This window comes from Dickeya parazeae Ech586 (assembly GCF_000025065.1).
Classification (GTDB): Bacteria; Pseudomonadota; Gammaproteobacteria; order Enterobacterales; family Enterobacteriaceae; genus Dickeya; species Dickeya zeae.
This window is the reverse complement of sequence record NC_013592.1, coordinates 4,611,960-4,636,019: the sequence shown is the minus strand read 5'-3', so window position 1 is coordinate 4,636,019 and position 24,060 is coordinate 4,611,960. Positions and strand designations below refer to the sequence as shown.

Annotated in this window: 22 protein-coding genes; 13 read left to right on the top strand and 9 right to left on the bottom strand. The window is 54.9% G+C overall.

Annotated features, from left to right (window positions below; translation table 11 throughout):
• Nucleotides 1-6: 6 nt before the first annotated feature.
• The 5 genes from DD586_RS20235 (at nt 7) to DD586_RS20215 (ending at nt 9,013) form a co-directional block, all read left to right on the top strand.
• Nucleotides 7-3,909 carry a cellulose biosynthesis protein BcsC gene (locus tag DD586_RS20235; RefSeq protein WP_012886653.1) on the top strand — a complete coding sequence of 1,301 codons (3,903 nt, stop codon included), beginning with the start codon at nt 7-9 and terminating at the stop codon, nt 3,907-3,909.
• 2 nt (nt 3,910-3,911) lie between these two features.
• Complete coding sequence (gene bcsD / locus DD586_RS20230) at nt 3,912-4,379, top strand: cellulose biosynthesis protein BcsD (protein WP_012886652.1); 468 nt, start codon at nt 3,912-3,914, stop codon at nt 4,377-4,379.
• A 13-nt stretch (nt 4,380-4,392) separates the two neighbouring features.
• Nucleotides 4,393-5,394 (top strand): glycosyl hydrolase family 8, encoded by a 1,002-nt coding sequence (locus DD586_RS20225; protein ID WP_012886651.1) that lies wholly within the window; start codon nt 4,393-4,395, stop codon nt 5,392-5,394.
• A 400-nt stretch (nt 5,395-5,794) separates the two neighbouring features.
• Nucleotides 5,795-7,081 (top strand): dicarboxylate/amino acid:cation symporter, encoded by a 1,287-nt coding sequence (locus tag DD586_RS20220; protein ID WP_012886650.1) that lies wholly within the window; start codon nt 5,795-5,797, stop codon nt 7,079-7,081.
• Between the two features lie 438 nt (nt 7,082-7,519).
• Nucleotides 7,520-9,013 (top strand): M16 family metallopeptidase, encoded by a 1,494-nt coding sequence (locus tag DD586_RS20215; protein WP_012886649.1) that lies wholly within the window; start codon nt 7,520-7,522, stop codon nt 9,011-9,013.
• Nucleotides 9,014-9,238: 225 nt separating this feature from the next.
• On the opposite strand, the gene kdgK is transcribed toward DD586_RS20215, so the two are convergent.
• The 3 genes from kdgK to yhjD all read right to left on the bottom strand — a co-directional run bounded on the left by kdgK (nt 9,239) and on the right by yhjD (nt 11,568).
• Entirely contained in the window at nt 9,239-10,171 is a 933-nt protein-coding gene (gene kdgK / locus DD586_RS20210; RefSeq protein ID WP_012886648.1) for a 2-dehydro-3-deoxygluconokinase, read from the bottom strand.
• Nucleotides 10,172-10,354: 183 nt separating this feature from the next.
• Nucleotides 10,355-10,576 carry a 4-oxalocrotonate tautomerase family protein gene (locus DD586_RS20205; protein ID WP_267195274.1) on the bottom strand — a complete coding sequence of 74 codons (222 nt, stop codon included), beginning with the start codon at nt 10,574-10,576 and terminating at the stop codon, nt 10,355-10,357.
• 26 nt (nt 10,577-10,602) lie between these two features.
• On the bottom strand, nt 10,603-11,568 hold the full coding sequence (gene yhjD / locus DD586_RS20200) for an inner membrane protein YhjD (RefSeq protein ID WP_012886646.1): 966 nt from the start codon (nt 11,566-11,568) through the stop codon (nt 10,603-10,605).
• 215 nt (nt 11,569-11,783) lie between these two features.
• Between yhjD and DD586_RS20195 the strand changes: the two genes are divergently transcribed.
• Nucleotides 11,784-13,001, top strand: a complete 1,218-nt coding sequence (locus DD586_RS20195; RefSeq protein WP_012886645.1) for an MFS transporter — start codon at nt 11,784-11,786, stop codon at nt 12,999-13,001.
• Nucleotides 13,002-13,058: 57 nt separating this feature from the next.
• Here DD586_RS20195 and DD586_RS20190 read toward each other — a convergent pair whose 3' ends face one another.
• Nucleotides 13,059-13,622, bottom strand: coding sequence for a DcrB family lipoprotein (locus DD586_RS20190; protein ID WP_012886644.1), 564 nt, complete (start codon nt 13,620-13,622; stop codon nt 13,059-13,061).
• A 189-nt stretch (nt 13,623-13,811) separates the two neighbouring features.
• Nucleotides 13,812-14,480, bottom strand: coding sequence for a 7-cyano-7-deazaguanine/7-aminomethyl-7-deazaguanine transporter (locus DD586_RS20185; protein ID WP_012886643.1), 669 nt, complete (start codon nt 14,478-14,480; stop codon nt 13,812-13,814).
• A gap of 383 nt (nt 14,481-14,863) precedes the next feature.
• On the opposite strand from DD586_RS20185, the gene tusA reads away from it, so the two are divergent.
• Nucleotides 14,864-15,109 (top strand): sulfurtransferase TusA, encoded by a 246-nt coding sequence (tusA, locus tag DD586_RS20180; protein WP_012886642.1) that lies wholly within the window; start codon nt 14,864-14,866, stop codon nt 15,107-15,109.
• Between the two features lie 60 nt (nt 15,110-15,169).
• Here the strand turns inward: tusA and DD586_RS20175 are convergent, their stop codons facing one another.
• Nucleotides 15,170-15,799, bottom strand: a complete 630-nt coding sequence (locus DD586_RS20175) for a lysoplasmalogenase (RefSeq protein WP_012886641.1) — start codon at nt 15,797-15,799, stop codon at nt 15,170-15,172.
• Between the two features lie 300 nt (nt 15,800-16,099).
• Here DD586_RS20175 and DD586_RS20170 point away from each other — a divergent pair, with 300 nt between their 5' ends.
• Complete coding sequence (locus DD586_RS20170; protein ID WP_012886640.1) at nt 16,100-16,426, top strand: DUF1820 family protein; 327 nt, start codon at nt 16,100-16,102, stop codon at nt 16,424-16,426.
• A gap of 55 nt (nt 16,427-16,481) precedes the next feature.
• On the opposite strand, the gene DD586_RS20165 is transcribed toward DD586_RS20170, so the two are convergent.
• Entirely contained in the window at nt 16,482-16,763 is a 282-nt protein-coding gene (locus tag DD586_RS20165; protein WP_041165131.1) for a DUF1145 family protein, read from the bottom strand.
• Nucleotides 16,753-17,376: a 16S rRNA (guanine(966)-N(2))-methyltransferase gene (gene rsmD, locus DD586_RS20160; RefSeq protein ID WP_012886638.1), complete on the bottom strand. Its 624-nt coding sequence runs from the start codon at nt 17,374-17,376 to the stop codon at nt 16,753-16,755. The genes DD586_RS20165 and rsmD overlap by 11 nt, the downstream gene beginning before the upstream one ends.
• 297 nt (nt 17,377-17,673) lie before the next feature.
• On the opposite strand from rsmD, the gene ftsY reads away from it, so the two are divergent.
• The 4 genes from ftsY (at nt 17,674) to rpoH (ending at nt 21,960) form a co-directional block, all read left to right on the top strand.
• A complete protein-coding gene (gene ftsY, locus DD586_RS20155; RefSeq protein WP_012886637.1) occupies nt 17,674-19,074 on the top strand; it encodes a signal recognition particle-docking protein FtsY in 1,401 nt (466 codons plus the stop codon).
• Between the two features lie 5 nt (nt 19,075-19,079).
• Nucleotides 19,080-19,748, top strand: coding sequence for a cell division ATP-binding protein FtsE (gene ftsE / locus DD586_RS20150; RefSeq protein ID WP_012886636.1), 669 nt, complete (start codon nt 19,080-19,082; stop codon nt 19,746-19,748).
• A complete protein-coding gene (gene ftsX, locus DD586_RS20145) occupies nt 19,738-20,715 on the top strand; it encodes a permease-like cell division protein FtsX (RefSeq protein WP_012886635.1) in 978 nt (325 codons plus the stop codon). The genes ftsE and ftsX overlap by 11 nt, the downstream gene beginning before the upstream one ends.
• A gap of 387 nt (nt 20,716-21,102) precedes the next feature.
• Nucleotides 21,103-21,960 carry an RNA polymerase sigma factor RpoH gene (gene rpoH, locus DD586_RS20140; RefSeq protein WP_012886634.1) on the top strand — a complete coding sequence of 286 codons (858 nt, stop codon included), beginning with the start codon at nt 21,103-21,105 and terminating at the stop codon, nt 21,958-21,960.
• A 131-nt stretch (nt 21,961-22,091) separates the two neighbouring features.
• Here rpoH and panM read toward each other — a convergent pair whose 3' ends face one another.
• On the bottom strand, nt 22,092-22,511 hold the full coding sequence (panM, locus tag DD586_RS20135; protein WP_012886633.1) for an aspartate 1-decarboxylase autocleavage activator PanM: 420 nt from the start codon (nt 22,509-22,511) through the stop codon (nt 22,092-22,094).
• 403 nt (nt 22,512-22,914) lie between these two features.
• Between panM and DD586_RS20130 the strand changes: the two genes are divergently transcribed.
• The gene (locus tag DD586_RS20130) at nt 22,915-24,027 is read left to right on the top strand and encodes a branched-chain amino acid ABC transporter substrate-binding protein (RefSeq protein WP_012886632.1); all 1,113 of its coding nucleotides are present in this window, start codon (nt 22,915-22,917) and stop codon (nt 24,025-24,027) included.
• The last annotated feature ends 33 nt before the right edge of the window (nt 24,028-24,060 follow it).

Below are 24,060 nucleotides of genomic sequence, written 5' to 3'. Positions count from 1 at the left end.
CTACGTATGAAAATAACGACCTTAACAGCCCGTATCCGTCAGTCACTGTCTCTTACCGGGGTGGTGGTCAGCGGCATGCTGTCGACTTGCGCGCTGGCGGCACCGACCAATCCGGCGTTACAGGCGCTGTTTGATCAGGCGGATTACTGGCATCAACGTTCTCATGACGATCTTGCCCGTAGCGCGTTGCAGAAAATCCTGATGGTGGATGCCAACAACACCAAGGCGCTGTATTTGATGGCGCTGTACGCCCAGAACAGCGGTGACAGTGCTGAAGCCGCCAAATGGCGCGAACGCTTGAGCAAGGTATCGCCGCAGGACCCGCTATTGCAGTCGCTGGATAATGCCCGCCAGGCGGCGGCCATCCCGCAGTCGCAACTGGCGCTGGCGCGCCAACAGGCCCGCAGCGGTAATATCAGTGCGTCGTTGCAAACCTGGCGTAATCTGTTTAGCGGTAACCAGCCGCCTGCTGGCATCGCGGCTGAATACTATCTGACCATGGCGGGTGACCGCACATTACTGCCGCAGGCAATTGACCATTTGCGCGAGCTGACGGCGGCGCGCCCGCAGGATACCAGCGCCGCAGTGGCGCTCGGTAAAGCGCTGACCTATCAGGAGCCGACCCGTCGCGAAGGGTTGCAGATATTGAGTGGGCTGGCATCGGGCAGTACCGATGCAGATCAGGCGATGCGTCAGGCACTGTTGTGGCTGGGCCCGAAAGCCGAGGACGCACCGCTCTATCAGCTCTATCAGCAGCGACATCCACAGGATACGGCGGTGACGGATTATTACCGCAAGAATGTGGGCGGGAACGAGAAAGACAAAGGCTTTACCGCGCTGAACAGTGGCGATATCTCCAGTGCGCAAACGGCGTTCGGTCAGGTGTTGCAGGCTAACCCGGAAGATGCGGACGCGCTGGCGGGGATGGGGTATGCGGCCCAGCGGCGTGGCGATTTTGCCGCGGCGGCGTCTTATCTGGAGAGAGCGGCCCGGCAGGGCGGCGAGAACAGCGCACAGCGTCAGCAGCAGGCCGAGGATGCCCGTTTCTACGCTCAACTGGCGAATGCCCAGCAGGCAATGAAAAGCGGCAATACCGCGCAGGCGCTGAGCCTGAGCGAGCCGTTGGTGCAGGCTAGCGGTGATAAAGGGATGGCGGCGAAGCTGTTCCGGGCTGATGTGTTGCGCCGTACCAACGATTTTCCGCAGGCGGAGCGTCTGTATCGTGACATCCTGCAAACCGATGCAGATAACCGTAATGCCAAAGAAGGGTTGTATTACGTGCTGCGCGAGCAGAACCGCACCGCTGAGGCCAATACCTTGTTTGCGGCGTTACCGGAGAATGTGCGTCGCAGCATGGCACCGCGTCCGGTCGCGACCAGCACGCCGATTCGTAATGAAGCCAAACAGGCTCTGGCGGTGGGTGACACAACCAGGGCGATTGGTCTGTTGCAACAAGGGGTGCAGCGTTTCCCGAACGACGGCTGGTTGAGGCTCGATCTGGCGCGGATTTACCAGCAACAGGGCAATACCGCTGCCGCCACCTCGGTAATGCAGCCTTTGTTCCGTGCCGGTGCCAGTGGGGATGACCTCTACGCGGCCGCCTTGTTCGCCAGCGAAAATAACGCCTGGCAACAGGCTAGCACGTTGCTGTCACGTATTCCGCCGCGCGATCAGAATGAAGCGAGCCGCAGTCTGGCGCGACGCGTCAACTTCAATTTGCAGATGGCGACCGCTCAGGTGTATCTGTCGCGGGGCGAGAACGCCGCCGCTGCCAATACCTTACGGGCGTTGTCGGTGACACCACCGGATAACCCGGCGGATGCCGGTAAACTGGCCCGGGCGCTTGCCGCGTCGGGCGATACTACCGCTGCCGTGGCGGTGGTACGCAGCAATATGCAGCGCGGCGTTCAGGGTAACGCGGGCGATTATGCGGATCAGGTTGGGGTACTGAATCAGGCTGGACTGGGTGATGAGGCGCAGTCGTGGTTGAGCCGTCCGGAACTGGTGGCGCGCAGCACGACTGCGCAGTTGGATGAACTGCGCACCGGTTTTGTGGTGCGAGAAGCCGACCGGTTGCGGGAAAACCAACAGTATGCGCAGGCGTATGACAAGCTGGCCCGCGCGTTGCAACGCGATCCGAAAAATACCGACCTGATGTTCGCGATGGCCCGGCTATATCAGTCCGGCAAAATGAACAAAGAGGCGGCAGACGTTTACGACTATCTGTTGGCACACGATACGCCGACACAGGAAGCCCGTGTCGGTGCCATCAATGTGGCGCTGGAACGTCATGACGCGCAAAAGGCGCACGCACTGTCAACCGGGTTGCAGGGTGAGCAGACGCCGGAGCGGCTGTTATTACTGGCCCGGGTGGCGGATGCCGAAGGCAACCGCGATCAGGCGCTGGCTTACCTGAAAACTGCCCGTGCTAAAGCGGTGGGGCTGGACGGGGCCACGCCGGGTAAAACGCCCGCCATTGGTGGCCTGGCGATGGCGGATAATCCGTTCATCGATCGCTCGACACTGGCTGCCACCCGCACAGCCAGCAACCCTTCTGCATATGGCGGTGTGATGCCGTGGCAGCAGCGCCCCAATACCGCGGCTGGTGATACCACGGCGGTCGCAGGCACGGCGACGCAGCAGCCAACGGCAACGCTCACCCAGATCAACACCATGATGGACGATCTGGAGCGGGATAGCGGTGGCTGGGTGCAGACCGGAGTACAGATTCGTGGCCGCGACGGTGAGTCGGGTTTAAGTCGGTTAACCGAAGCCAAAGCACCGTTGACCTGGTCGAGTGGCTCGTTTGGCGACTCTCGCATCAATTTTAACGTTACGCCGATGACACTAAGTGCGGGTTCGTCAAGCGGTGATGCGAACCGACGGTTCGGGACAGGTGCTTTGGCTCAAGCACTCAATGCAGCTAATCAAACATTGGTCAATGAGTTGGGGGGGAATTTCAACCTTGCCTCTCTCTCATCTGCTCAGGTGCTAAATATTCTCCAAAATTCTACGAAGAAACCGAATATCGATCAGGTCACGGTGGATTCACAGGGTAAGCAAAATGCCTCTGGTGCAGAGTTGAATCTGGCGCTGATCGGTAAGAATTATAAAGTTGACCTGGGTAGTACGCCGTTGGGCCAGGAGCTGAATACTCTGGTCGGCGGGGTTCAGTGGTCGCCTAAACTGACGGACTTCCTGACGCTGGTGGTGACGGGTGAACGTCGTGCAGTGACGGATAGTCTGTTGTCATATGTGGGTGCCAAGGATTCGCTGACCGGCAAACGCTGGGGACAGGTCACCAAAAACGGCGGCAATGTGCTGTTGAGCTACGATAACGGTGATGTCGGGTTCTATGGCGGCGGCGGCGCTTACAGTTACCTTGGTGACAATGTGAAGAGCAATACCGGCGTGATGGCCAATGCTGGCGCTTATATCCGGCCCTTCCATGAACGCGATCGTGAGTTGAAAACCGGTATTAGTTTGAGCTGGATGAACTTTGCCAACAACCTGGGGTACTACAGTTTCGGTCAGGGGGGCTATTTCAGCCCGCAGGATTATGTCTCCGTGTCGTTCCCAGTGGAATGGAGCCAGAAATATGACGACCTGAGCGTCAGGGCGGGCGTGTCGGTAGGGTACCAGTCTTACTCGCGTGATAGGAGTGATTACTTCCCGAATAATCCAGACTGGCAAAGAGCCTTGGAAGGTGCCGAACTCTTGGGGCTCACCAAAGAATCCCACTATGCGGGTGATAGCAAGAGCGGTATCGGCTACAACGTGCATGTTGGTGCGGATTATCGCGTCACCAGGGACGTGACCGTCGGTGGGCAGATGGGCTATGACACCTTTGGCAACTATAACGAAACCACGGCACAGCTCTATTTCCGCTACGGGCTCGGAGGCAAATAAGCATGAGTGACCTGCAACAGCATGCATTGAACTATTATCGCCAGCAGCAATTGCCGCCTGGCTGGGCGGATTTGTTCGGTGTGATCGTGAATGGGATGATGGATAGCGCCGGTGAGCAGGAAGGGCTGGCGTTTTTACGTCACATGGGCAGGCAACTGGCGGAACGTTATTCGTTGCCCGCAGCGGTTACTGTCGCCGACCTTGAACGGGAGATGAATCAGGTATTGTCCCTGTTTCACTGGGGATGTGTGGACCTGCGGCCGTATGAAAACCGGCTGGAGATTTATCATCTGTCATTGCCTGTTCTGGTGGGGGCAGTGGGTAGCACACGATGGAGGATGTCAATGGCGGCAGTATTGCAAGGACTCTACAGTCATTGGCTATGTGAGCAGGGCGGAGCGGAATATGTCCCGCTGTCCTGTGAGGAAACTGACAATGGCTCGATTTTGCTGTTTCGTTATCAGCATTGAGCCGGGGGATAACATGATAAAGCCAATGTGGCGTGGTTGGGTATTGATAGCGATGATGTGGTTTAGCGTGTCGGCAACGGCAGCAACCGGTTGGGAAACCTACAAAAGCCACTTCATGACCCCCGACGGACGCATTCAGGATACCGGCAACAAGAATGTCAGTCATACCGAAGGCCAGGGATTTGCCATGTTGATGGCGGTGCACTATGGCGACCGTGCCGCATTCGATAGCCTGTGGAACTGGACGCAAAGCCACCTCAGGGATACGTCCAGCGGCTTGTTTTACTGGCGCTATGACCCGTCGGCAGCTAATCCGGTCGTTGATAAAAACAACGCGTCGGATGGTGATGTACTGATTGCGTGGGCGCTGCTGAAGGCCGGGAACAAGTGGCAGGACAATAGCTATTTGCAAGCCTCGGACACTATTCAGAAAGCGGTCATCAGTCATGAGATTATCCAGTTCGCAGGTCGAACCGTGATGTTGCCCGGTGCCTATGGCTTCAATAAAAACAGTTATGTGGTGCTGAATCCCTCCTATTTCCTGTTCCCTGCCTGGCAAGACTTTGCCCGTCGCAGCCATTTGCAGGTGTGGCGGCAACTGATTGACGATGGTTTATCGCTGATTGGTGAAATGCGCTTCGGTCAGGTTGGCTTACCGACGGACTGGGTGGCGTTGAACGCGGATGGCACGATGGCACCCGCCACGGCCTGGCCATCGCGTTTCAGTTATGACGCTATCCGCGTGCCGTTATACCTGTACTGGTATGATGCCAAAACCACGGCGCTGGTGCCGTTCCAGTTGTACTGGCGTAATTATTCCCGCCTTTCGACACCCGCCTGGATTGATGTGCTGAGCAATAATACCGCGCCGTACACGATGCAGGGCGGCTTACTGGCGGTGCGTGACCTGACGATGGGTAATCTCGACGCATTGAGTGATCAGCCCGGTGCGGCGGAAGATTACTACTCATCCAGCTTACGCCTGTTGGCGATGATGGCCGCCCGTCACCAATAACGAGAGTTGCCTACCCATGGCGGGGTCCTCTCCTCGCCATACCCCTCTTCTCCCATCCCTTTTTGCCGGTTCGTGCTTCACGTTTTGTTAACCTGATTGTTACCCGTGATCCTATTCACAAAAAATTCTTATGAATCAGCGCAGAATAGTGCTGTAGCGCGGTTTTTCATGCGTCACAAAGAGTGTTGGTTATGCGTGATGTTATCGACAAATTAATGCAATGTTTTTGGGAAAGGTTTTGTTGAAGCGATTCAGCTCTTGTTTTTAACCGGACGTTCACAAACTAAAGTTATAAAAGTATTTTCTCTGTTATCGGGATGTTATTTTCCGACGCAAGCACAGGCGGCAACTTTATCGTTCTTTGTCCCCCGTGTCTTTTCCCATCAAAGGACGTCACACTATGAAAAAATCAATATTCAAAAGTCTCTACTTTCAGGTGCTTACAGCTATTACCATAGGGATATTGCTGGGTCATTTCTACCCGGCGCTGGGGCAGCAGATGCAGCCTCTGGGCGATGGATTCGTGAAATTAATCAAAATGGTGATCGCGCCAGTGATCTTTTGTACCGTCGTCACCGGTATTGCCGGGATGGAGAGTATGAAAGCGGTCGGGCGCACCGGTGCGGCTGCGCTGCTCTATTTTGAGGTTGTCAGTACACTGGCGCTGATTATCGGTCTGGTGGTGGTGAACGTATTGCAGCCTGGCGCGGGCATGAACGTCGATCCATCGTCGTTGAACGCCGCAGCGGTGGCGAACTACGCTACGGAAGCGGGTAAGCAAGGCGTGGTGCCGTTCCTGATGGATATTATTCCTTCCAGCGTCATTGGCGCATTTGCCAGCGGCAACATCCTGCAGGTGTTGCTGTTTGCGGTCATGTTCGGTTTTGCTCTGCACCACCTGGGTGACAAAGGTGTGCTGATTTTCGACGTGATTGACAGTTTCTCCCGGGTCATTTTCGGCATCATCAATATGATCATGCGTCTGGCACCGTTGGGGGCATTTGGTGCGATGGCCTTTACCATCGGTAAATATGGCGTGGGTACGCTGATACAACTGGGGCAGTTGATCATCTGCTTCTACATTACCTGTATCCTGTTCGTGGTACTGGTGCTGGGTACCATTGCCAGAGCCACCGGTTTCAGCATCTTCAAATTCATTCGTTACATTCGTGAAGAGTTGCTGATCGTACTGGGAACGTCGTCTTCCGAGTCCGCGCTGCCGCGTATGCTGGAGAAGATGGAAAAACTGGGTTGTAAGAAATCGGTGGTGGGTCTGGTTATCCCGACCGGCTACTCCTTCAACCTGGACGGTACCTCGATTTACCTGACCATGGCGGCAGTATTTATCGCTCAGGCCACCAACAGCCACATGGATATCTGGCATCAGATAACGTTATTGGTGGTGTTGCTGTTGTCCTCCAAAGGTGCTGCGGGGGTGACGGGTAGTGGCTTTATTGTGCTGGCGGCGACCATTTCTGCCGTAGGACATCTGCCGATTGCCGGTCTGGCGCTGATTCTGGGTATTGACCGCTTTATGTCCGAAGCCCGTGCGCTGACCAACCTGGTGGGCAACGGTGTGGCGACGGTAGTGGTTGCCAAGTGGTGTAAACAGCTTGATTCCAAACAGATGAGCGATGTGTTGTCCGGCCGTCAGGACGGCACGGCGGCGCAATCCCGCCCATCCTGATAGTTGGATAGTGTAGTTCGGATTTTTCCCTGCCGGTTACCCACAGTTCGTTTCACGGACTGTGGGTAATTTTCATCCATTCTGTGTTAGATTTAGGCGCCACTAAATTTTTTACTCTTATTTTCACGTTGTTGAGTGACATAGACGAAAGCACGCTGTCTAACCTGATGGTACACTTCGCCTCTCGTTTTTTGTGAGGCGACTATACCCGTCGTACTTCAAGTTGCAGGTGCGTTGGCTGCCCTCACTCACCCGGTTGCCGCGTTACAAGGCTCATATGAGCTTTTCCCTTGAAGGGCCCGCGTTTTGCGTTGTTCAAAACGGGCGCGTTGTCCTGCAGCTCGAACGATTTGGGTATGACACGTGAGGTGGCAGGACGATGTCACCCGAATTCACAAAAACATACTGTATTGGTTAGTGATTAAAGTAGGGGTTCACATGCAGGGCACCAAATTTGGCCTTTTTGTTGGTGGAGTGTTGCTGGCGATGGCTGTCGGCAACGTGCAGGCTGAAGCACTACAACCCGATCCCGCCTGGCAACAAGGCAAGCTGGATAACGGCTTTAGCTGGCAGCTTCTTGCAACACCCCAGCGTCCCAGTGACCGGATTGAACTACGGCTGATGATTAATACCGGTTCATTGACGGAAAATGCGCAACAGACGGGGTTTGCCCATTTTATTCCACGCCTGGCATTGTTGCCGCGCGATACCTTTTCTGCAGGCCAGTTGCCATCCTTGTGGCAGCAGTCTGAAAGCGAAACCCGGCCGTTGCCTCCGGCCACGACGTCGTATGACTTTACTTCGTACAACCTGAGTCTGCCGAATAACCGGCCCGACCTGTTGAAAGACGCGCTGAGCTGGCTGGCGGATACTGCAGGCCAGTTGCCGATCAATGATAAGCGCATCGCATCAGCGACGAAGATGATTGACCCGGTAGCCACCGCACCTGCCAATCCGCAGGACCCGAGCTGGCGCTATCGTTTGAAGGGATCGTCATTGCTGTCATACGCGCCAGGGCAGCCGCTGAAAGCATCGGTCACGGCCGAGCAACTGAGTAAATACTACAAAACCTGGTACACCCCGGATGCCATGACGTTGTATGTGGTGGGGAATGTTGACAGTCGTGCTATCGCCGAACAGATAGACAAGGCGTTTTCGCCGTTACAGGGGAAACGGGTGACGCCATCGCCGTTGCCGACGCTGTCTGCGATGCCGTCGAACCCGATAAGCCTGATGGATAGCGGTGTAAAACAGGATATTCTGTCGCTGGTGTGGGATATGCCCTGGCAACCCATTCGTGATTCAAAGGCGCTGGCTCGTTACTGGCATAGCGATTTGGCACGCGAGGCGCTGTTCTGGCACATGCAGCAGGCATTGACCAAAAGTCCGCTGAAAGACACCAATATCCGTTTTGACTGCAACGTGGTGTATGGCCGCGCCCAGTGCGCTATCCATCTGGATAATGTCACCGGCGAGTCAGCGCAGACCGGCGTGACATTCCTGAGCAAAGAACTGCTGGCGTTACGGGATAAAGGGTTGTCTCAGGCTGAGTTCGAAACGCTGATGGCGCGTAAGACAGAAGAGCTGGGTAAACTGTTCGCGACTTACGCCCGTGCCAGCACCGATATTCTGATGGATCAGCGCCTGCGTTCGCAGAAAAACGGGGTGGTGGATATCGCACCGGAGCAATATCAGAAACTGCGTCAGAATTATCTGGCGTCCGTTACGCTGGAGATGCTGAATCAGGAACTGCATCAACAACTGTCTCAGGAAGCGACATTGATGATGCTGCAACCGCAAGGTGAGCCCGAAGCCAACATGAAGGCGTTGCGGGAAACCTATATGAGTATCATGAAGCCGGATAATAACGCCGCGTCTACCACGCCGGACGCTGCCAGAGCACCGCAGGATGAAAATTCGGCGGTGCGCTAACGCTCCGTTACGTTAGCGCTCAGCGTTGGTTTGGGTAGATAGATAGCGCTAACGTTTCGCTTACTGTCGGTTCGGTAACCGGCAGTAAGACGGCAACCGTCGTTGATTAGTGATACTTGTGGTTCGATAGCAATAATTTAATAGCAGTAATTGATAGTAATAAAAACGCCGCGTCAGCATGGTACTGACGCGGCGTTTTTGGTTTCTTCGGCGCTATAGCGCTGTTCAGGCAGGCATGGCTTCCAGCGGGATAATCGCCCCACGATATTGAATCACGGTACTGGCGGTCAGGTGGCCGCGTTTGGCGGCATCCTCTGCACTGCCACCATTGAGACGCACCGACAGGTAACCGGCGCTAAATGAGTCACCTGCTGCGGTGGTATCGACGACGTTCTCTTTTGGCAGTTTAATGGCCGGAATTTCCAGCAGTGATTCGCCCTCAATGGACACCAGACAGGAATCTGCTCCACGTTTGACAACCACTTCGGTCACGCCAGCACCGTGGGTGCGTTTGAGCACCTCATCTACCGGCATCTCACCCCATAGCATATCTTCGTCATCCAGCGTCAGGAACGCGATATCGGTGCAGGTCAGCATGGCGCTGTACGACTGGCGGGTTTCTTCCTTGCTTTGCCACAGGCGCGGGCGGTAGTTGTTGTCGAAAATCACTTTGCCACCGTTGGCGCGGCACGCACGTAGTACAGCCAGCAGACGTTCGCGACTGTGCTGATTGAGGATAGCCAGGCTGATACCGCTCAGGTAGATGTAGTCGAATTTTGCCAGTTGATGGCTGATGGTTTCGGCATCCGGGCTTTCCAGCCAATAACGGGCGGCGGCGTCGTTGCGCCAGTAGTAAAAGGTACGCTCGCCGGTAGCGTCGGTTTCGATGAAATACAGCCCCGGTAATTTGTTGTCCAGACGTTGGATCAGATCGGTTTTGACACCTTCCTGTTGCCAGGACGCCATCATTTCACTACTGAAGGAGTCGGTACCCAGTGCGGTGACATAGTGCACACCGAGCGCGTCTGGTTTTACCTGGCGGGAGATATAGACGGCAGTGTTGAGGGTATCGCCACCAAAGCCACGGCTAAGATCCGCGCCTTTTTGTGACAGTTCAATCATGCACTCGCCAATAATCGCAATGTTCTTCATCGTCATGACAGCTGACCTGTAAAAAAGAGAAGGTGAACCCAATGGAAACTAGCGCCAGTCTCAACATTACACGGCATAGAGTCAATAGTGATGAAACGATGTTTTATTTTTTCATGATATGGATCGGGAAAACCGCTTGTAATCCCGATCCTTGCCGCAGTGTGAGGGGGTAATACAGAGTGTTTCCTGTTATGACTGCTGCTGGCGGCGCTCGGTAACGCTCTGCCCGCCAATACCCCAATTGTCGGTTTCCACTTCATCGATAATGACGACGGTGGTGGCCGGGTTTTTCCCCAGCGTATCGACCAGCAACTGCGTTACACCGGCAATCAGTTGTTTCTTTTGCTCGGCGCTGGCGCCGTCTTTGGTGATGCGAATATTAACGAAAGGCATGGGGGTACTCCTGGTTATCAGCGTGGTACATGTCAGGCGTCGGGTCACGGTGCCGATCGGCTGGCATCATCTTTTGGGGTTGCTGTAGCTATCCAGGCGGCGCAGAACAGCGTCAGGCGTGCAAAAAAGTAGAAAAACGTCATCAGACCGATAACGGAACCAAACGCGGCACCGGAAGGCGAGGTCGCCAGTTTGGGTAACGCCACCGTCATGGCGAATTTCAACATTTCAAAGCCGATGGCCGCCATCAACGTGCCGCGTAACAGCGGCGTGCGTCGGGGATTATGGCGTGGCAACACCCACAGTATCCACAAAAACAACAGATAGTTGGCGAAAATAGAGATGGATAACGCAATTAACGTCATGGCCGGTCGCAGCCATTCAATGCCGCCCAGACCCAACGCCCGCACAATGGTGGCCTGCGCGCTACCTGCAACTGAGGTGAGAAAAAGCGTGATCCCCAGTGCCAGCAGCAACCCAATCAGCGACAGGAAGTCCCACAGATAGCGCAGATACAGTTTCTCTTCTTCATGGGGCTGGCGCTCCCACACATCGCGTGACTGAGCGCGAATCGCCTCGCGCAGGTTGCCTATCCAGTTAACGCCCGAATACAGCGCTATCAGCAAGCCGGTTAGTCCGACCGTTGTGCGCTGGCGCACGGCGGTATTCACGGTGTTCTTCAGGGTGCGGGCCAGGTTCGGGTCGCTGATGCTGTTGACGATACGGTTGATAAGCCCCGTCAGCAGGTCGGGGTTGGAGGCCAACACAAACCCAACCGTGGCGAACGACACCATCAAAATCGGAATCAACGACAGGAATGAAAAGTAGGTGATAGCGGCACCGAACTGGTTACCCATGCGGTCGTTAAAGCGTTCCCCTGCACGGATAAGATGCGCGATAGCCGGTACCGACCGGATGCGATGTAGCCAGCGGGCCAGACGGCCGGGTTGTTGATGCGGCGCACTCTGTTCGGTCGATGACGTGTGCGGGGCGGCGGGCTTCACAGGCATGCAGTTTCTCCTGGACGTAATACGCCTGCTGAGTATAACGCAGGCGTACTGCTGTTATGTCAAAGTGGTGCTCATGTAAACGTTAACGCGTAAAGAAGTTATATCACCCGGATTGATGCTGAAAGACGAAAATGTCTTGTTTATACTCGGAATCTTAACGTTGTCTGTCCGCCGCGTTCGCCTGTCGACGCGACCCGAAAGCGAGCCTATCCGTCATGCCTGTTGCCACGCCGCCTGTAGCGCCGAAACCCTCTCCCGGTGGCTTACGTTTGAATTTACGCATCATGTCCGTGGTGATGTTTAATTTTGCCAGTTACCTGAATATTGGTTTGCCGCTGGCGGTATTGCCGGGGTATGTGCATGAACACCTCGGGTTTAGCGCATTCTGGGCCGGTTTGGTTATCAGCCTGCAATATTTTTCTACCCTGCTCAGTCGTCCTCGTGCTGGCCGCCATGCCGATGAAAAAGGGCCAAAGCAGGTGGTGGTGTTTGGATTGACGGGAGTACTGCTAAGTGGCGTGTTCTATGCGCTGGCCTCCTGGAGCGACAGCTCACCGATGCTGGCGCTGGTCTTACTGTGTGTGGGGCGTCTGATTCTCGGAATAGGACAGAGCTTTGCCGGGACCGGCGCCACGCTATGGGGCGTTGGTGTGGTCGGGTCGTTACACATTGGCCGGGTGATTTCGTGGAATGGTGTGGCGACTTACGGTGCGATGGCGATTGGCGCGCCGCTGGGGGTATGGATTTATCATTTGGGCGGATTGCGTTTGTTGGCACTGGTGATTGTGGTGGTGGCCGGTACGGCGATTTTACTGGCGCTGCCGCGTCCGGCGGTTACGGTCACACCGGGTAAGAAACTGCCGTTTCGTGAGGTACTGGGTAAGGTCTGGTTGTATGGTGTGATTTTGTCACTGGCGTCCGCGGGATTTGGCGTGATTTCGACGTTTATTACGTTGTTTTACGCCAGCCATCAGTGGCAAGGTGCCGCGCTGACCTTAAGTGTGTTCAGTTGTGCTTTTGTTGGTACACGGCTGTTGTTCCCCAATGTGATTAGCCGTTTTGGCGGCCTGCGCGTAGCGCTGGTCTGTTTTGTGGTGGAAGGTGCCGGTCTGCTGCTGGTGTGGCTGGCGTCTTACCCACTGATGGCGGAAGTGGGCGCGTTTTTCGCCGGTGCCGGGTTTTCACTGGTATTCCCGGCGCTGGGTGTGGTGGCTGTCAAAGCGGTATCAGCCCAGAATCAGGGCAGTGCGCTGGCAACTTACACCATCTTTCTTGATCTCTCACTCGGGGTGGCGGGACCGGCGGCAGGCGTCATGATGGCCTATACCCCTATCGATGCTATCTATCTGGCCGCGGCGGTACTGGCGTTGGTGGGGTTGTTGCTGACGGCGCGATTGTCGTTGCGTGTGGGGCAGGAAGGTCGCGTAGGATGAGAATATTCCCGCCGTCAGCCATTGTTGGCGCGGCGGGATAATCGAGAAGACGTCGAATCAGTTCAGTTTCAGCGTACTGATTATCTTACCTGCGTCAGTCTGTGCCTGAGACACGTTATCTGCTGGCAGGGTGATTTGCAGCGTCAACAAGCGATTGTCTACTTTAGCCAGTACGATGGACGAGAAGGCTTTCTGTCCATTGCTGGTCATGACACTGTCTAATTGTTGAATCTGATGACCGTTGATCTCAGTCGTTTTGTTGCCCAGTACCTGAAGGCTGGCGTCGCGGTTACGTTGCTGTTGTTCCAACCGTTGGCCCAATGCTGGCAGGTCCAGCGGCGTGTCATCACCGATAATCACGATGATGGCTTTCTGGCCGCTCTGATCCGCATAGACGTGCATGTTGTTGTTCTGATTGCCCAGTTTACCACTTTGGTCGCTCACGCCGTCTGGCAGGGTAAAGCTCAGTTTACCGGAGAGCAGGGACACATTCTGCACGGTGGTTTTTTCTGCCGCCGGGTTAGCGGCTGGCGCGGTGGCTTTTTTATCACTGTTGCCGTCACAAGCAGCCAGTGTAGCGGCCAGCAGACCAATACCGATATATTTCGCTAAGTTTGGCATGGGTATCCTTTCTTTCATCACGAACAAAAACAGAAGTGGCGCTATGGCACCTGATTCGGGGCATAAAAACAAGCGTTTTGTTATTACGCTGGCTGTTATTACGCCCGAATCAGGTTGAGGCAGGCAATTTTCCGGCTATTCCGAAACCCCTTTCTGGGCGGGAAAATCCGTTTTATATAAAAACGTGTATCAGGCGGCCTGATTCTGGAACGGCGAGCTCCCTGGCTGGCTCAGGCGGCGCAGCAACATGTTGAGCAGTACGCCGTACATCGGCAGGAAAAAGACCAGGTTGATGGCGATTTTGAAGAAATAATCCACCGTCGCGATTTCCATCCAGTGGGTCGCCATGAACGGGTCGGTACTGCGATAAAAGGCGATAAAGAAGAACGCTACCGTATCGCTCAGGTTACCAAACACCGCGGAGGCCGCTGGGGCTACCCACCAGGCTTTGAGCTGACGCAGACGGTTGAAAACGTGTACGTCGAGAATCTGACCCAGCACATAAGCCATCAGGCTGGCGGCGGCGATACGTGCGACCATCGGATTCACCTGACTTAGCGCGCTGAAACCCTGCCATTCACCTTTATAAAACAGGGAAGAGACCAGATATGAGGCGATCAGTGCCGGTACCATCACGGTCAGAATAATGCGGCGGGCCAGCGGCGCACCGAAAATGCGTACCGTCAAATCAGAAGCCAAAAAGATAAACGGGAAGGTAAAGGCACCCCAGGTGGTGTGAAAGCCAAAAATCGTAATGGGCAACTGCACCAGATAGTTACTGGAAATAATGACCAGAATATGGAAGAGCGACAGCCAGCATAGCGCTGTCAGCCGCTGTTGCGCGGAGAACTGAAACATAATGTGACCTTTTTTTGGTTATTGGGGTGAGGGAACCCAGACTATTGCCTCGTCATACCCGCCATGCTTCAGGTTACCGCCGCCCTGGTCGCCCTTGTTTCACCTGAATAACTGGCTCAGATAAGCTCAGGATGAGACGTTCGGTTTCTACCGTGCGGTAAACTTGCGTTATTTAGGGTATATGCGTCTTTTTAACGCTAACGTGTCGGCATCATACCGCGTTGTTGCGGCTTTGCAATGCTTAGTCAGCGCATCATTTTTGTGCTTATAATTCATGTTCGGCGGGCGGCTTGCACCCCCTTGCGGGAAGCGTAAACTACGCTGCACTAACGATGTCGCATGACTACACCGCACTGTATTCGATAAGCATAATGAGACACTGAATGACCGATATTTTCGCCAATCCAGACCACACGCTGGACGCACAAGGACTGCGCTGCCCGGAACCGGTAATGATGGTGCGCAAAACGGTGCGCCAGATGGAGACCGGGCAAACGTTGTTGATCATCGCCGATGACCCGGCGACCACCCGCGACATTCCCGGTTTTTGCCGTTACATGGAGCATGAGTTGCTGGCGCAAACGACCGAGCAACTGCCGTATCGTTATCTGTTGCGTAAAGGCGCGTAACTCACGCCACTAAACGCGTCACTAACGATGTGCCCCCGGTTGGCCGGGAGGCCGTTGTTATCAGACGTAAAGCGAACGCACTATCAGGAAATGGCCGCCAAAGTAACAGATAGCCATCAATGCCTGATAGGCGCGGAAGCTAACGCGAAAATGATTCACCAGCCAGATGGCGTGGCCGACGAATAACAGCAGCGTGCCTGCCAGTAACGAGAAGTTGGCGGCGTTGCCCAGCGAAAAATAGTGTTCCCCTGCCACCCATGCCATAAAGGCGGTCACTAATACCAGCGCGGTGACCATCAGACGCTCGGCTTTCAGCCGTGACCACAGCAGTGCCAGGAGCAGCGCCGACAGCAGTATTAGCACCAGCGGCAATGGCCAGAATAAGCCCAGTGAAGGCTGAACGGTGAAAAAGCTGATGGTGTAGAGCACATGCGCGGCCAGATAGGCGGCCAGCGCGAACTGTACTTTCTCGCCTGAAAGCTGTAACAACGCGTCACCTATCAGGGTGGCAGCCAGCCCCAGCACCACCAGATAACCGGGGATACCGAGTTGCGGTGTCTGCCAGACCATCAGCATCATCAACAGCAGGGTGAGCGGTTTAAACAACCAGCGCTGCCAGACCGGGCCTCGATAGCTGGCATCGACGTACAGCCAGCCGGAAAAAAATACGGCAATAAAAGACCAGAGCATAGGGTGTCCTTTAATCGGGTGAATAAGGCGCCGCCCCGCCGTGTCGCGAAAGTCGGCGTGTTCGCTTTTTATTGGCCTGCCCGGCAGTGTGGTCACGCCGACAGGCGTTGCCTGTCTAAGTCATGCCAGGTCAACGTGTTGTCACCTAAGTATAGGTAGAACCTGATAGCGGGGTGGGTACGATCCGCGACCTCGACCGGTGTGCCGGTGGAGAGGCGTCAGGCTTCATGCTATGTTAGCGGCCAGTTTTTGTGACGGAATGATGATACCCGACAACCAGCCGGGGGAGACGAACTTTTAATGAGCAATGAACCCGTACTTTACCGTATCCAGTTCATCAATAATGGTAAGAACTATCAGCTGTATGTGCGCGAGCTGGTGCAGAGCAATCTGTTCGGATTTATTGAAATTGCCGACTTCGTTTTCGATAACCAGTCTGCGGTACTGGTTGATCCCACCACGGAAAAACTGAAAACGGAGTTTGCCGGTGTGGGCCGCAGCTATATTCCGCTTCAGGCGATTATCCGTATTGATGCGGTGACCGGGCGTGATCGCGATAGTGCGCGTATTTCAGATCTGGGCGATAACGTCACCCATTTTCCTTATTTGCCCGGTAAAAAAACCTAAGCTATCCGGTGGCGCGTGGCGCGCCACCGTTTCCCTGCTGATAGGCGGTTTGCCGTTAGCGTTTTTTACGCGGCGGCACGGGTTGTTTGCGCTGCCAGTCCAGTAATTCAATTACCCCAAACAGAAAGATGCGCAACTGCAACATCCCGCTGAGCGGCGGGGCGTCTTTGGGTTGACTGGCTTTGAGCAGCAGAAATTGCACGCCGTGCATCAACAGCATGAATCCCATCGCCAGCACCATGAAAATATTCAGTGGGCGGGGAAAGGGATGAATCAGGTTAAGAATCAAGAATCCCCATATACCCAGCATCAGCAGTCGGCCAAAGTTAATCCAAATGCTCATCGTTGCCTCCAGGCGTTGCGTCAGATGCGTGACGGATATAAAGACGATAGGAAACCTGTCCCGCCGTTTTTTCCCGGTGTAACGACCAGGTGGGCGGAATGGCCAGCATGCGGTTTTCCGCTTCGGTTTCGATATAGATCCAGGCTTCTTTCGCCAGCCAGTGACCGGCTTCCAACAGCCGCAGCGTGTCGTCTAACAGGCCACGGCGAAACGGCGGGTCAAGAAACACCACATCGAAAGGAAGCGCCGACGACGGTTTAGCCAGCCACTGCAGCGTGTCGGTGTTCACCACCTCGGCGTTGTCAGCACGCAAGAGCGCCAGATTTTGCGTCAACTGACGTGCAACGTTGCGTTCGGCTTCCAACAGCGTGGCGTGGGCGGCGGCACGGGACAGTGCTTCCAGCCCCAGCGCGCCGCTACCGGCAAAACAGTCCAGACAACGTGAGTGTGCAATCACCGGTGCGAGCCAGTTGAACAGGGTCTCACGTACGCGGTCGGTGGTAGGGCGTAAACCGGGGCTGTCCGGCACGGGGAGTTTTCTGCCACGCCATTGCCCGCCGATGATGCGGATTTGGCCGGGTGCGGATGTCGCTTGATGTTTTGCCATAACCTGTATTTTGCTGAAAAGGGTACCGACGGCTGCCCGTCGGATTTTGTGAGGCGTTATTTTAACGGTGGCGGCCGGTGTAGCAAATGTAAAGATGCAGTTAATGGGAGGAAACGCGGAAAAATCCCCCAAATTCGCAGATTTGTCCGTTGCTTGACACACCTGGTTACGGAGATTGTCACTCCCCTCGGTGGTCCGGCGCGTGTTGCTGGCGTCGGGAAAGTGTTAAACTCGTTGTTTTATTGACTTCATTGGTTATTGATCAGCCGCACTGGGTGGCAGGAGCGCAATTACACGATGGCGAAAGAGAAAAAGCGCGGATTTTTTTCCTGGCTGGGATTAGGGCGTCAGGACGAAGAGCAAACCGAACAAGCGCAACCGGTGCCGGAAGCGACACAGACCGCGGACAAGACAGCGGATAACGCAACGCCTGCGGCGGTGGCATCGGCACAGAATATCAGTGAAACCGTACCCGAGCAGCCGGTACAAGACGCGGTGACAGCCGAAACGGCGCAAACGCCGTCGTCAGACGCGCAACCGCAGGACCCGGCAGTAGAAACATCAACCGCAGCGCCTGAACAACCGGGCATGACGCTGGTAGCCGATACGCCAGACGCTGGCGTAGAAGTAGAAGATGAGGTCGCCGTTGACGCCGACGCAGTAGACGACGCCGAAACGCCAGATGACGCGCAAGTCGAGGAGCAGGCTGAACCCGAGCACGATACGGTGGCAGCGATGGCGGCACCGGTCGTGTCGCAAGAGCAGGAACGCCCGACCAAAGAAGGCTTTTTTGCCCGCCTCAAACGCAGCTTGATCAAGACTCGTCAGAATCTGGGTTCAGGATTTGTCGGTCTGTTTCGCGGTAAGAAAATTGATGACGATCTGTTTGATGAGCTGGAAGAACAGCTGCTTATCGCCGATGTTGGGGTGGAAACCACCCGCAAAATTATCGCCCGTCTGACCGAACATGCCAGCCGCAAGCAACTGAAGGATGCTGAAGCGCTGATCGCGTTGCTGAAATCGGAAATGAGCGACATTCTGGCGAAAGTGGACGTGCCGCTGGCTATCGACAGCAAGACGCCGTTCGTCATTTTGATGGTTGGCGTCAACGGGGTGGGGAAAACCACCACCATCGGCAAGCTGGCGCGTCAGTATCAGGCGCAAGGCAAATCGGTGATGCTGGCCGCAGGCGATACGTTCCGCGCGGCGGCAGTGGAGCAGTTGCAGGTGTGGGGCCAGCGTAACAATGTACCCGTCGTGGCGCAGCACACCGGTGCGGACTCTGCCTCGGTGATTTTCGATGCGTTGCAGGCCGCCAAAGCGCGTGGCGTCGATGTGTTGATTGCTGATACTGCTGGTCGTTTGCAAAACAAATCGCACCTGATGGAAGAACTGAAGAAAATTGTGCGCGTGATGAAGAAGCTGGATGAAGACGCACCGCACGAAGTGATGCTGACGCTGGATGCCAGCACCGGTCAAAACGCGGTCAGCCAGGCCAAACTGTTTAATGAGGCGGTTGGGCTCAGTGGCATCACGTTGACTAAACTGGATGGCACCGCCAAGGGCGGCGTGATCTTCGCTATCGCCGATCAATTCGGCATTCCTATCCGCTATATCGGGGTGGGAGAGAGTATCGATGATTTAAGGCCGTTCAAGGCGGATGATTTTATTGAAGCCTTGTTTGCCCGTGAGGATTAAAACGGATGATTCGGTTTGAGCAGGTCAGTAAGGCGTACCTCGGTGGTCGCCAGGCGTTGCAGGGGGTGGATTTTCATATCCGCCCGGCTGAAATGGTATTTCTGACCGGTCACTCTGGTGCGGGGAAAAGTACCCTGCTGAAGCTGATTTGCGGGATTGAGCGCCCCAGCGCGGGCCATATCCTGTTTGGTGGGCACGATATCAGCCGCCTGAAAAAACGTGAGGTGCCGTTTTTGCGCCGGCAGATCGGGATGATCTTTCAGGATCACCATTTGCTGATGGATCGCACGGTGTATGAAAACGTCGCTATGCCGCTGATTATCTCCGGTGCCAGCGCCGAGGATATCCGTCGCCGCGTGTCGGCGGCGCTGGATAAGGTCGGGCTGCTCGACAAGGCGCGCAGCTACCCTATCCAGCTTTCTGGCGGTGAACAACAGCGTGTCGGCATTGCCCGGGCGGTGGTGAATAAGCCTGCCGTACTGCTGGCGGACGAACCGACCGGCAACCTGGATGACGCGCTCTCCGAAGGTATTCTGCGCTTGTTTGAAGAGTTCAACCGCGTGGGCGTCACCGTGCTGATGGCGACGCATGATACCGGGCTTATCGCCCGTCGCCATTATCGGGTGCTGACGCTGGCGCAAGGGCGCATGCTGGGAGGTCACGATGGCGAATAATACCCGCACGCAACGAGCCGCCAACAACACCAAATCCAAATCCCGGTCTTTACAAGGTGGCTGGCAGGAACAGTGGCGGTACGCCTGGACGAATACCCTGCGCGATATGCTGCGTCAGCCGCTGGCTACACTATTAACCATCATGGTGATCGCCATTTCACTGACACTGCCCAGCATCTGTTATCTGGTGTGGAAAAACGTCAGTCAGGCGGCGTCACAGTGGTATCCCACACCACAATTGACGGTGTATCTGGACAAATCGCTGGATGACAACGCCGCCGAAGCGGTGATGGGCAAAATCAAGGCGGAAGACGGCGTAGATAAGGTCAACTACCTGTCACGCAAGGAGGCGATGGGTGAGTTTCGCAACTGGTCCGGTTTTGGCGGCGCGCTGGATATGCTGGAGGAAAACCCACTGCCAGCGGTGGCTATTGTCTCGCCGAAATTGGGCTTCCAGTCTAACCAGACACTCACGACCTTGCGCGATCGCATCGCTGCTATTCAAGGGGTGGATGAAGTGCGCATGGACGACAGCTGGTTCTCCCGTCTGGTAGCGTTGACCGGGCTGGTGGGCCAGGTGGCAGCGACGATAGGCATTCTGATGGTGGTGGCGGTCTTTTTGGTGATCGGCAACAGTGTGCGGCTTAGTATTTTCAGCCGTCGAGAAACCATCAATGTGATGAAACTTATCGGTGCTACCGACGGTTTTATTCTGCGGCCGTTCCTGCATGGTGGTGCGTTGTTGGGTTTTTGCGGCGCGGTATTGTCGTTGATCCTATCGCAGGCGCTGGTCTGGAAGTTATCCGGGGCGGCGGCGCAGGTGGCGGCCGTATTCGGCACCACCTTCACGGTACGCGGGTTGGGCTGGGATGAAGCGCTACTGCTGATTCTGGTCGCGGCGATGATTGGCTGGCTGGCGGCCTGGCTGGCTACGGTACAACATTTACGCCGTTTTACACCGCAATAGCCTGTATCGCCGTCCGGCCTGATGGTTTTCTGGTATACTCTTCCCCCGAAGTGAGTGACGCCCGGCGGGGGAAGTGTGTAACCAAGGTCAGTGTTTAATGACGTTTAGTGTGTAATAACGTTTAGTGTGTGACCAAGGTTTTAGTGCCGCTTCCTTCCTCAGCCGTTTGTCAGCCCGTCTTCCACCTTGTTGTCTCCATCTTGATATAAAAAATAAGATGGTTAAAAATGGTGGAACTTGTGCAGTTCGTCACACTCTAAACCGGTGGTAAGCCCTAAATAGTGTTTAGGTGCTGCAAATTGATTTTTTAGGCACAGAAAGTGCAGCAATTACCGGTATGCTATCCGATGATGTGCAACGTTATGAATGATTAATGAGAGGGGTGGAATGACCAAAGATATGCAAACTTTCGCCTTAGTTCCCCAGGGCAGTCTGGAAGGGTACATCCGTGCCGCCAATGCCTATCCGATGCTGACGGCAGACGAAGAGCGGGCGCTGGCTGAACGACTGCATTATCACGGGGATCTGGACGCCGCCAAGCAGCTGATTCTTTCGCACCTGCGTTTTGTTATTCATGTTGCCCGTAATTATTCAGGGTATGGCCTGCCGCAGGCGGATCTGATTCAGGAAGGCAACATCGGTCTGATGAAGGCGGTTCGTCGCTTTAACCCGGATGTAGGCGTTCGTCTGGTGTCGTTTGCCGTGCACTGGATCAAGGCCGAAATTCACGAGTATGTCTTGCGCAACTGGCGTATCGTCAAGGTGGCGACCACCAAAGCGCAGCGTAAACTGTTCTTTAACCTGCGTAAGACCAAGCAGCGTTTAGGCTGGTTCAATCAGGATGAAGTGGAACTGGTGGCGCGTGAGCTGGGTGTGACCAGCAAAGATGTCCGTGAAATGGAATCGCGTATGGCGGCGCAGGATATGACCTTTGATCCGTCGCCGGAAGATGATGCGCAGCCGGGCCAGCCGATGGCGCCCATGCTGTACCTGCAGGATAAGTCTTCCGACTTTGCTGATGGCATCGAAGAGGACAACTGGGAAACCCATGCGGCGGACAAGTTGACCTATGCGCTGGAAGGGCTCGATGAGCGTAGCCAGCATATTATCCGTGCCCGCTGGCTGGACGATGATAATAAGTCCACGTTGCAGGAACTGGCGGATCATTACGGTGTGTCTGCTGAGCGTGTGCGTCAGTTAGAAAAGAACGCCATGAAGAAACTGCGGGCGGCTATCGAAGCGTAACGCTACGCCATTCGCAGACGATACAACGTCTAAACGACCGGGATAGTTCAAACTACCCGGTCGTTTTGTTTTATACCCCAGGCTTTTATCACCGGATGCGCCTGTGGCACGCCACTACTTTTCTTCCTTGTTCACTTCCCTTCCTGATTGACAATGTATTCCCAGCCGCCGGATACCGGATAGAAACCGCAGGATTGCATAAACTTATCCATCACGGCTTCGCTGACCAGAGCATGGTCGGCGGCGTCCAGCCACCACTCTTTCACGTCAGGGCAGGCTTTTAGTACCTCGTCGAGCAGATACTTGCCGACGCCATGCCGCCGGGTGGAGGTTCTGACTTGCAGGTCGGTTAACTCTGCACTGTCGCTGTTTGTATCGATTTCGACAATCACCCCGGCCAGCAGGTGGCCGTTAAAACGGGCGGCAAACAGGCGGTGATCATGGTTCAGGTCGCGCTCCAGTGCGTCGAAATTCTGGTGTGGCCAAATGAAAGCCAGGTCATGCCTGTCCTGTTCGCTGATTTTTGTGAGGCGTTCAACCGAGAGTCTCATACGCGGGTACTCCTGTTGATTCTTAAGAATATTGTAGTGATTCTGTAGAAAAAGGGTTGTGTAACTTTTTCTGTACGGTTAACAGGGAAAAAGGTTTTCCCGGCATTAATTTTTCGAGTAATTAATTATTCTTTGGTGTTCAAACCAGCATAACTGACTATTTATAAAGCAAAACTCAAATTTTAAATATGATATTTTATGCTGTTGGCGCCGTGTTTTACTGAGAATTACAGTTGATTTACAGCATAAAACTCCTGTTTAATATTATGAATAATAAAGCCTTATTACAAACTATTGCTTATAGTAGAGTCTAACTCGTTATTCCGTATGAAAAAGTGCGAACAATAACGGTTAACGACAATAATTATAGCAATATCCAAAAATGACAGATGGGGTAAAACGGATGAAATTAAGCAAAGGTAACGCATTACTGGTGGGGTGCCTGGCAGCGGCAATGAGCCATGCGGTAAACGCGGCGGATATCAAAGTCGCGATCGTCGGTGCCATGTCTGGCCCGGTAGCGCAGTACGGTGATATGGAGTTTACCGGTGCGCGTCAGGCTATTGCCGACATTAACGCCAAGGGCGGCGTGAACGGTAACAAACTGGTAGGTGTGGAATTCGATGACGCGTGCGACCCGAAACAGGCCGTTGCTGTCGCCAACAAGGTGATTAACGAAGGTATTCACTATGTGATTGGTCACCTGTGTTCGTCGTCCACTCAGCCTGCATCTGACATTTACGAAGATGAAGGCGTGCTGATGATTACACCGGCCGCGACTGCGCCTGACCTGACTACCCGTGGCTACAAGTTGATTATGCGTACCACCGGTCTGGATTCCGATCAGGGGCCGACCGCCGCGAAATATATTCTGGAGCACGTTAAACCGCAGCGTATCGCCGTGGTGCACGACAAACAGCAGTATGGCGAAGGGCTGGCTCGTGCCGTGCAGGATAGCCTGAAAAAAGCCAACGCGAATGTGGTGCTGTTTGAAGGGATCACCGCCGGGGATAAAGATTTCTCCACGCTGGTGGCGCGCCTGAAGAAAGAGAACGTCGATTTTGTCTACTTTGGCGGTTACTACCCGGAAATGGGGCAGATCTTACGCCAGGCTCGTGCGGCAGGCCTGACGACCAAGTTTATGGGCCCGGAAGGCGTGGGCAACTCGTCGCTGTCCAACATTGCGGGTGATGCTTCTCAAGGCATGTTGGTCACCTTACCTAAACGTTATGATCAGGTACCGACCAACCAGCCTATCGTTGACGCGCTGAAAGCCAAGAAACTGGATCCGACCGGTCCGTTCGTGTGGACGACCTATGCCGCGTTGCAGTCGCTGAGCACGGCGATGCAGCGTACCGGCAGCACCGAGCCTGCCAAACTGGCCGCTGACCTGAAAGCCAAGTCGGTAGACACGGTGATGGGCCCGCTGAGCTGGGACGAAAAAGGCGACCTGAAAGGGTTTGAATTTGGCGTATTCGAGTGGCATGCGGACGGTACTTCTTCTCCGGCGAAGTAATTAACCGAACCCGTATTACTCCCAATACCGATG